The organism is bacterium (assembly GCA_041648665.1).
GTDB lineage: Bacteria > UBA10199 > UBA10199 > 2-02-FULL-44-16 > JAAZCA01 > JAFGMW01.
Genome location: JBAZOP010000116.1, coordinates 1 through 7,825 on the forward strand (window position 1 = coordinate 1; position 7,825 = coordinate 7,825).

At 60.7% G+C, this 7,825-nt stretch carries 14 protein-coding genes; all 14 read right to left on the reverse strand.

Features of this window, described 5'->3' with window-relative positions; translation table 11 throughout:
- Window positions 1–99: 99 nt before the first annotated feature.
- The gene (locus tag WC683_18255) at window positions 100–345 is read right to left on the reverse strand and encodes a hypothetical protein (GenBank protein ID MFA4974554.1); all 246 of its coding nucleotides are present in this window, start codon (window positions 343–345) and stop codon (window positions 100–102) included.
- Entirely contained in the window at window positions 342–677 is a 336-nt protein-coding gene (locus WC683_18260) for a hypothetical protein (GenBank protein ID MFA4974555.1), read from the reverse strand. Before WC683_18260 ends, WC683_18255 begins: the two co-directional genes overlap by 4 nt.
- 129 nt (window positions 678–806) lie before the next feature.
- Entirely contained in the window at window positions 807–1,277 is a 471-nt protein-coding gene (locus tag WC683_18265; protein MFA4974556.1) for a hypothetical protein, read from the reverse strand.
- 320 nt (window positions 1,278–1,597) lie between these two features.
- Window positions 1,598–1,957, reverse strand: a complete 360-nt coding sequence (locus tag WC683_18270; protein MFA4974557.1) for a hypothetical protein — start codon at window positions 1,955–1,957, stop codon at window positions 1,598–1,600.
- A gap of 266 nt (window positions 1,958–2,223) precedes the next feature.
- Window positions 2,224–2,424, reverse strand: a complete 201-nt coding sequence (locus WC683_18275) for a hypothetical protein (protein MFA4974558.1) — start codon at window positions 2,422–2,424, stop codon at window positions 2,224–2,226.
- Window positions 2,411–2,917 (reverse strand): hypothetical protein, encoded by a 507-nt coding sequence (locus WC683_18280; protein ID MFA4974559.1) that lies wholly within the window; start codon window positions 2,915–2,917, stop codon window positions 2,411–2,413. The genes WC683_18275 and WC683_18280 overlap by 14 nt, the downstream gene beginning before the upstream one ends.
- Before the next feature lie 12 nt (window positions 2,918–2,929).
- Window positions 2,930–4,288 carry a replicative DNA helicase gene (locus WC683_18285; protein MFA4974560.1) on the reverse strand — a complete coding sequence of 453 codons (1,359 nt, stop codon included), beginning with the start codon at window positions 4,286–4,288 and terminating at the stop codon, window positions 2,930–2,932.
- An 8-nt stretch (window positions 4,289–4,296) separates the two neighbouring features.
- Window positions 4,297–5,139, reverse strand: a complete 843-nt coding sequence (locus tag WC683_18290) for a hypothetical protein (GenBank protein MFA4974561.1) — start codon at window positions 5,137–5,139, stop codon at window positions 4,297–4,299.
- A gap of 2 nt (window positions 5,140–5,141) precedes the next feature.
- A complete protein-coding gene (locus WC683_18295; GenBank protein ID MFA4974562.1) occupies window positions 5,142–5,288 on the reverse strand; it encodes a hypothetical protein in 147 nt (48 codons plus the stop codon).
- Window positions 5,289–5,453: 165 nt separating this feature from the next.
- Window positions 5,454–5,690 carry a hypothetical protein gene (locus WC683_18300; GenBank protein ID MFA4974563.1) on the reverse strand — a complete coding sequence of 79 codons (237 nt, stop codon included), beginning with the start codon at window positions 5,688–5,690 and terminating at the stop codon, window positions 5,454–5,456.
- Between the two features lie 94 nt (window positions 5,691–5,784).
- Window positions 5,785–5,994: a hypothetical protein gene (locus tag WC683_18305; protein ID MFA4974564.1), complete on the reverse strand. Its 210-nt coding sequence runs from the start codon at window positions 5,992–5,994 to the stop codon at window positions 5,785–5,787.
- 9 nt (window positions 5,995–6,003) lie between these two features.
- The gene (locus tag WC683_18310; protein MFA4974565.1) at window positions 6,004–6,261 is read right to left on the reverse strand and encodes a hypothetical protein; all 258 of its coding nucleotides are present in this window, start codon (window positions 6,259–6,261) and stop codon (window positions 6,004–6,006) included.
- A complete protein-coding gene (locus WC683_18315) occupies window positions 6,258–7,328 on the reverse strand; it encodes an ATP-binding protein (GenBank protein ID MFA4974566.1) in 1,071 nt (356 codons plus the stop codon). The genes WC683_18310 and WC683_18315 overlap by 4 nt, the downstream gene beginning before the upstream one ends.
- The gene (locus WC683_18320) at window positions 7,328–7,672 is read right to left on the reverse strand and encodes a hypothetical protein (GenBank protein ID MFA4974567.1); all 345 of its coding nucleotides are present in this window, start codon (window positions 7,670–7,672) and stop codon (window positions 7,328–7,330) included. The genes WC683_18315 and WC683_18320 overlap by 1 nt, the downstream gene beginning before the upstream one ends.
- Between the last annotated feature and the right edge of the window lie 153 nt (window positions 7,673–7,825).

Sequence of the window (7,825 nt, forward strand, 5' to 3'; positions counted from 1 at the left end):
TTTGCGCCAGTTCGGACACGGGGATACCCCCAATTATCCAGCCCGACGTTACCTCCATCATGCGGCACATCGCCTCTAGCCGCTCGTCGCTGATCTCGCTCATCTCTCGCCTCCTTCCATCGCTATGCGGTCCTTGACTCGCTCGTCCCGTACCACCACCAGGCCGTCCGCGCCCCAGCCCACGAGGTCATGCACTGTAATGTCCCCGCCCGTCGGGATGTACACCGCTGGCGGGTAGTGGGCGAACTTGGCGATGTATTGCTGGATCGCCGCGTTGACGTTATCGCGCAGCGAGTACCGATTCAGGCCGTAGCTCCAATAAGCGCGCTCTGGGTCAAACATCACGCAGCCTCCTCACAATGTAGTAGTTGTGCTTTCAGCCACGCCATGATCGGCCCGCACTCGTTCAGCATCTCGCCCGTTAGTCTAATCACGCGGTATCCTGATATAACAGCCGTGTTATATTTGCGGGCGTCCTCGGTGAACCCCGCCCCGCGAGTATGGCGACCACGGCTCCAGACACCACCCTCAAGCTCTACGGCGATACCTGCGTCCAGCCAGCAAAAGTCAAACCGCCATTTTCGCACAGGGTCGAAGCGGTGCTCCCTGACCGGCTCCGGCAATCGCCAGCATCGGCATAGCGTCAGGAACCGCTCCTCAAGCGCGCTTGTCGTCATCTCGCTCCTCATCTCGCGGCCTTGCGCCTATGTTCATCGCTCGCCTCCCACAATGCCGCCAGAACGTGCAACGCTACACGCAGCACCGAGTACACGGCACAAACAAGAATGAGTCGCGTTATGAACTCCTCACAGCTCATCCTTCGCCTCCCACTGGACGCAGCCAAAGTCGTGGCGCGTCTCCAAGTGCGCCCTGTAGCCCTCATAGTCCTGCGCGACTGCTAGCGATCTCTTATATATCGCATAGCTGCAATCGCTTTCTGCCAGCCCACATTTGCCCCAGCCAGCCACCCGATATACCTTGTCAGCGTCCCACCACCTGCACGGCTCGCAGGTCCGCACGAGACGCACCGTCTCTCGCGTCTTCGGCTCCATGCGGACGTAGGGAAAACCGCCGTCTGTCATCGCTCGCCCTCCATCAGCGCTTAGCTGCGAATGGAGGCCGCTCAACTCGCTAACCGTCAGCCCACGAAAGCCGCCAGACAGGATTTTCTGCGCCAGCTCGCTCGACACGTCAACGAATACGGCAGGCGAAACCTGTAGGTCTACAAAATCGTCTTTGGTTATGCACAGTGCGTCACCGTCTATGTGATGTTTCATCGCTCTCCTCTCTATGTTGGGCCAGCGGCTGTATAGTGCGGTTATCCCGCCCCACGGCGCTTAAGCCGACTTCCGCCGCTGGCCCTGTTGTGGCTTCTAGCAGTTGGCCGTCTCATTGTCTGTGCACTGGGTCCACCCCGCCCAACTCGCGGGTAACGTCTCTATCTAGCAATGAGCATGTTTGCTGCGCTAGAAGCCCTGTTGCCGTCTCACCGCCAGCGCCGAGACCTCCCAACGCCGCGCCATTTCAGGCGCATATCCGTCGCGTATGAGACAGCTATGCCAACGCCCACAACCGGTACATCTGCGGGCAAGAGGCTTCACTCACTACCTTTGATTTGTCCCTTGACAATGCGGACCTCTCGCAGGCACGCCTCCAGATAGTCGCAAATGCAGACATTGAGCCAGACAATCCGGTTAATGATGGCCTGCAATTCTTGCGAAAGCGACGGGTCCTCAGGCGGCGCTGTGTCCACAGCGCTTACAGCCGTCCATGCAATCGGCGCGTTCAGCATCTTCGCCAATAGCTCCGCGCTCGCCTCCGTTTTGTGGATGCTCTCAAGTGCAACGTCCCATTCAGACCGCACTGGCGGCGGCACACAAGGCTGGTACTCTTGCGCCCGAAATACCTCCCTCTCCTTCCTGACGCTTTCCATCAACTGCTTCAATTCGCTGCTCATCGCAATCCTCCTCTACTGTGCTTTTTGACCATTCCATCGGTGTCGGAGTCGAACCGACCGAATGTCACCGCCGCCCAGGGCGATGAAGGGCTGGGCCCCCGCGTGTTCGCCGCCACGCCGACCGATGGATTCCACCTGGGCCGGAGTCGAACCGGCCATGCTAACGCACGGAAGTGCACACTGGCGCACTTATCGGCCCCTAGGAGACCTATCCGCTGCATACCGCGTTTGTGCGTGTCACCGCCCACGCCGCCAGGTGGATGCGCTCACGCGTGCTGCCAGCGCCTATCTACCGTGCCGTGCAGACGCCGCAACTGGTATGAGCACAGTTCGTGCGTCGCACCGTCCTCGAAGCGCACCACGTACCACCCTGGCCGCTCCTCTCGCTCGCCGTGTATCCGCACAACCTGGCCGCGCTTGCCGTCTCTCAACCACGCAACCCGATCGCCTACGTCAAATCGCGCCATCTCGCTCACCTCCCTCTATGCGCTCTATCTGGTGCGGCTGCACATACTGCAACTGACCGTCGTGCAATATCGCCACTGACAGCAAACCAGGGCGATCTACGTCTACCACGACGCCGCCGTATCCGTTTTCCTCTACCAAGTCCCCTACCTGTAACGCATCTCCTGCGTCATGCGACGGAGGCCGTAGCGCAGCTATCAATCGCCGCGCCCACTGGCGCATCACTGACCTAGTAAACGGCGACGCCCCGCCTTCATTCACGACGGCCATGATGTCTTCGTAGACCCGAAAGACGGCTGGGTATGCGTTGCGCCATGCGTCGCGGTATTGCTCCATATCCCCGCGATCCACAGGCACGTCTCCAGCTCGCTCCTCGTGTACGTCGCCTCGATCCCCGCCGCCGTCCTGCGCCACTTGCCCAGGATCGTCGGCAATGGCGAGTCCGACGGCAAGACCAGCGTTATCTCGTAGCTCATACGCCTCGCTCCGCTCCATGTAGCACCTCCCCTAGTACGGCGGCTCTTCCCCCGCCGCTATGTCCGCAAACTCTCCCCATTCGGCTATAAAGCGCACCATCATGTCGCCTAGCGGCCCTTCCTTCTGCTTCGCTAGGATCAGCCGGACCCGCCCTTTCACCTCGTCGGGAACCTGGTCGGGCTTGATGCCCTTCTGCAACGCCACCCGCTCCGGGCTATGCACGAATAGCACCGCGTCGGCGTCCTGCTCGATCGCGCCCGAATCCCGCAGGTCTGCCAGCGTCGGCACGTTCCCATCCCGCGATTCCACGGCGCGGTTCAGTTGCGATACCACGTACAACACTAGGCCCTGCTCGATTGCCAGCACCTTCAGCGAGCGGGATATGGCCGCGATCGCGTCGTTTGTGCTGTTGGCTTTGGGCCGGTCTATCAGTTGCAGATAGTCCACAAAGACGGCCTTAAGGTCATGCTGCATCTTGAGGCGCGACACCTCGGCGTAAATCTCGGCCACGGTCGGCGCGGCATTGTACGAGATGTAAATCGGCAGGCCCGTTAATCCAGCCAGCGCCGCATATAGCTCCCGCTCCTGATCGTGGCTTATGCGCCCAGTCCGCACCGCTTGGCTCGGAACGTGCGCCCGTCGGCAGGCCATCCGCAACATGAGCGATTGCACCGTCGTCTCTAGCGAGAATATCGCCACCGGATACCCGCGCATGGCCAGGTGTTCCGCTTCCTGGAGGGCAAATGCCGTCTTGCCGTGCGAGGGCCGCCCGCCGATCACCACCACGCCGGGCGTGAAGCCCCCCGTCAGGTTGGTCAGCGCCGGGATGCTGGACGGCAAGCCCCACACGGTCCCTGGGTGCGCCACGCGATCCGCGATGAACTCCTGGAGGTCGCTGGCAGGCTGGGCGATGTGCTGCATGGTCACACGCTGGCGATCCAGTACGCCGCGCATCTCGGTCATCACTGCCCCCAGCACGTCCGGGCCGTCTATGTCCTCGTTTGCCGCCAGTTCCGTTACCCGCGCCCCATAGCGCAATAGCTCCCGCCGCGTGGCAAGCTCCTGAACGATCCGCGCATAGGACTCGACATAGATGCTCGTCGGCGTCCCGGCCACTAGCCCCGCCAGCTTGTCGGCCTGCCTCCCCTGGCCGCGCATAGATAGGTAGTTGCCCAGCATCACCGCATCTATCGCGTGGCCGTCATCGAATATCTCGCACATGGCCTGGTAGATCGCGGCATGGTCCGGCAGCCAAAAGTCGCTGGCCTGGAGGTGCTGGCGCGCTATCACCAGCGCCCCGGCGTCCATCAGGATGCTGCCCAGCACGGCGGCCTCGGCATCCTCGTTTGCCAGCAGGCCCCTTGGGTCTATGCGATTGCGAACCGCCATCCCTGCGCTCATAGGACTCCCTGCGCCTTGAAGAACCGTTTCACCGCGTCATCTGTCCATTGCTTCCCGTCAGACGGGCTGTCCTTGTTGCGAGGCGCGGTTGCGCCACGCCGCCAGCTGGCGATGATCTTTTTCAGATAGGCCAGGTTTGGAGCGCCCCGCGAGTGATCTCGCGCCTCCTGAATCGCCAGCAACACCCACTCCGCTCCACGCTTGCCGCCATATCCGGCCATGTCGTCAATTAGCGCCTCGACATCCTCCGATACGGCGCGGCTGGGTATGAGGCCGAAGGTATCCTGATAGGCGCTGAACACCATGCCAATCTCTTCGTCCGTCGGTTTATCCGGTGGTGGTGGTTCTTGTTCTGCCGGAAGCGGCTCCTGGCCGTTATCATGCGGGATTTTCGCGGCGACGCCTTCTACTACCTTAATTTGATTTAACTTAGACTTAGATTCTGCTGACATTTCGCCGCACTTTGGCGGCAGATTGTCGGCAGGTTGACGGCAAACTGGCGGCAGCGGATAGTCGGTGCGCTCTCTCTCGCGGCGCAATCCCGGCTGATTGTCGGCAAAGCCGGGCCACCATTGCCACATTTCGCCGCGATCTTCGAATAACTGAATCAGGCCCACGGATTGCATGGCGGCCAGGTAGCCCTCCACTTGCTCTAGCGTTATGTCGGCGCGGCGAGGGAACACCACCGAGCGGACCAGCATCGGATCGGCATAGAACACGCCGTTAAGGTCCAAGTGCGCGATAGTCCATGTCGCCAGCAGGCGGCAGGTATCATCCGGCAATTCGTCGAACTTTTTCGCCTTCGAGATAGAGGTGTTGAGCATCCTGCCGCGAGCCATAGCTACTTTCCTTTCCCGACGATCCGCTTATACATCGCCTTGCCGATAGCGCACTCCCGCGATGTGCTTACCGTCGGGGTATTCGTATTGCGATCTATCACGAGCCAGCGCCCAATAGAGGGGATGTGAAACACGCGGATATTGTTCATGCGCTCCTCCGATAAATGCAAACGCCCACGCGACGTGGTTCGGTTCCGTGGGGACAGAACGCACAACCTGGTATCGCGTGGGCGGTATTGCCGATTGTCAATTTCCAAGTTGCTCATCGTTCTGTCCCCTGGCTATATTATACGCGATTCCCCCAGGATGTCAAATCAATTGTCGCCGGTGGTCGCTGGCCGGGTGAGCCTGGCCTCGCAGGAACCAACGCCACTAACCTGCTGGCCGATAGTGACCACCGGCGCGTACCGCCGATTGAACTTGGCGACTGCGTTCATCTGCGCCTGATAGTCCGACTCGCCGGGATAGCGCAGATACCGCACATAGCGGCTGCCAAAGCGCGCCATGTCGCTCACATACACATCGCGTCGGAAGGTCTCGATGTACAGCATCACTCGCCTCGCTTGATGTCGCGGCCCGTGAACCACAGGGCCACGGCGACCAGGACGATCACGTATGCCGATAGCAATAGCTCGGTTGCGGTCATCATGCCCTCCCTGCCAGAAGATTTTCCGCATATTTGACCATCTTGCCGTTTCTCGTAAGCTGGCCCAAGCGTAGCAACTCGACCGCATACGCCTTTCTGTCGCCGTCAGCTCCAGATTTCAGCCATTTTGCGTGCGCAGCCATAGCGGTCTCTCTGGCGTGGTCCTCCTTTGCCATGATAGGAATAGCTGCAATAAGCTCACCTTTCATGTGCGGTCATCATGCCTCTATCGCGGCCACTTCCAGCCGCAACTGGGCCATCCCGTCGCCTGCCTGTAGCCGCTCCACCAGGCCCATAACCCACTTGATTCCCGCCACCAGCTCGCTGTCATCGGGATACTCTGCGATAGCGGCTGCGGCCTCCTCTAGCGCCGTGTGCGCGTGCTGTAGCCGCTTGTCGCTGTACTCGTGGTCCATCTCGGACCAGCGGACCTCGGTAGGGTCGGGGTTGGGATCGTTACGGCTCAGGATGCTCATGCGTTCATCGCCTCTCTAGCGGCCTCGTCATCGGCCTCGTTCGTGTCCTCGAGCTCCGACTTGGCTTTCACGTATGCCTTGATCGCCGCCACAAGCTCGCCCACGGTTCCAGGATAGTCGGCGAGGTGCTCGCATTTGGCCGCCTCGTGTACATCTGCGCGGCTGAGGGCCATGTCGTTCCCCACCCAGGCCCAGAAGCGCCGCAATTCCGCCGGGTCCTTGATCATGTCCGTCACTTTCATGACGGCCTTTTTGTCAGGCTCCTTCGTTTGCTTGACCGGCTCTGCATTCACCACCGGCTTGACCGGCTCGTCCCACTCGCTCGCGTTCTGGCGGTTGTAGGGCAGCACCGTGGGCTTGCTGGCCGCCGGCGTTCCGCTGGAGAGCCACGCCTTCACCCGCTCGAACCACTCCGCCGTGGGCTTGCTCACCACCGCGTCGGCAATTGCCAGACACCGCGTCTTGCTGATGACCATGTTGTGCGCCGTGTCCATGTCGCCCACGATGTCGAACTCATACTCCATGCCCTGCCGCTGGATCGGGGCCATGCCCACCTTTTCGATCCGTTTCTTGCCGTTCTCTTCGACTTGGATGTAGTCCATCTTGGAGCGCATAGTGGCGATCACGTGGCATTTGCTTTGCAGCATCGTGTCCACTAGGCCGTTGTGAATCGGGGTGATAGTGCGCCATGCCGTGTAGCTGTTGCGCCCTGGCTCCCTGGTTGTGGCCTGTTCGTGGAGGTCCAACACGCCGCCCTGCCCTTCCCAGGCGTGGGAGAGCGAGTCTATCACGATCACGGCGTATCCCGCTTTTTCAGCCGCCTTGATGCCCTCGATGTAGTTGTTGGGGTGAAAGTCGGTTAGCTCTAGCACGTCGAACTCAAAGATGTCGGCGTACTTGGAGGCGGAGCCGCGCTCGGTGTCTATCACGGCCACCTTTCCCTCCGATCCTGCTAGGGCCGTTGCGAACAGCAGCCCGGTGTAGGTCTTGCCCGATCCGCTAGGGCCGTCTAGGGCCATGCGGAGCTTGGATTGTTCCTTCGTCGCCTTGCGGAATATCGCGCTCATCATGCCCCTCCGTATCGTACCGCATTGATCGTCTCGCTGTAGTCGCGGCTGGCCTGGACCTCTGCCAGCATCTCGATCATCGGGCCGACCTCCGCGCCGTCATTGATCTCGTCCCAGAAGACCGCCACGTCGTGATCGCCAAAGTCGAACCAGCTTTTGAGCAATTGCTGAATTGACCAGTGAATGCCCGTAGCTATGTTGTGTGTGGTGATAGAGGTGCATTCCTTTGATCTGGCCTCGGTGTCCTGGAACTCTCGCATAAGCATCTCGATAGCCTGCACCTTGAGGTCGTACATCTGCGTTTGCGCACTTTGCGCGATTGTGGTATCATGTAGCTGTTTCATCATCGCTCCCCTCTCATGGGCCCGGCGGCTCGCTCCCGTCGGGCTATCCTTTTATCAGATACTCGCAGAATCGCTCATATTGCCAGCGCCGCTCGGCGGCGTATGCGGCGGCGTCTGCGGCGGCGTATGCGGCGGCGTATGCGGCGTATGCGG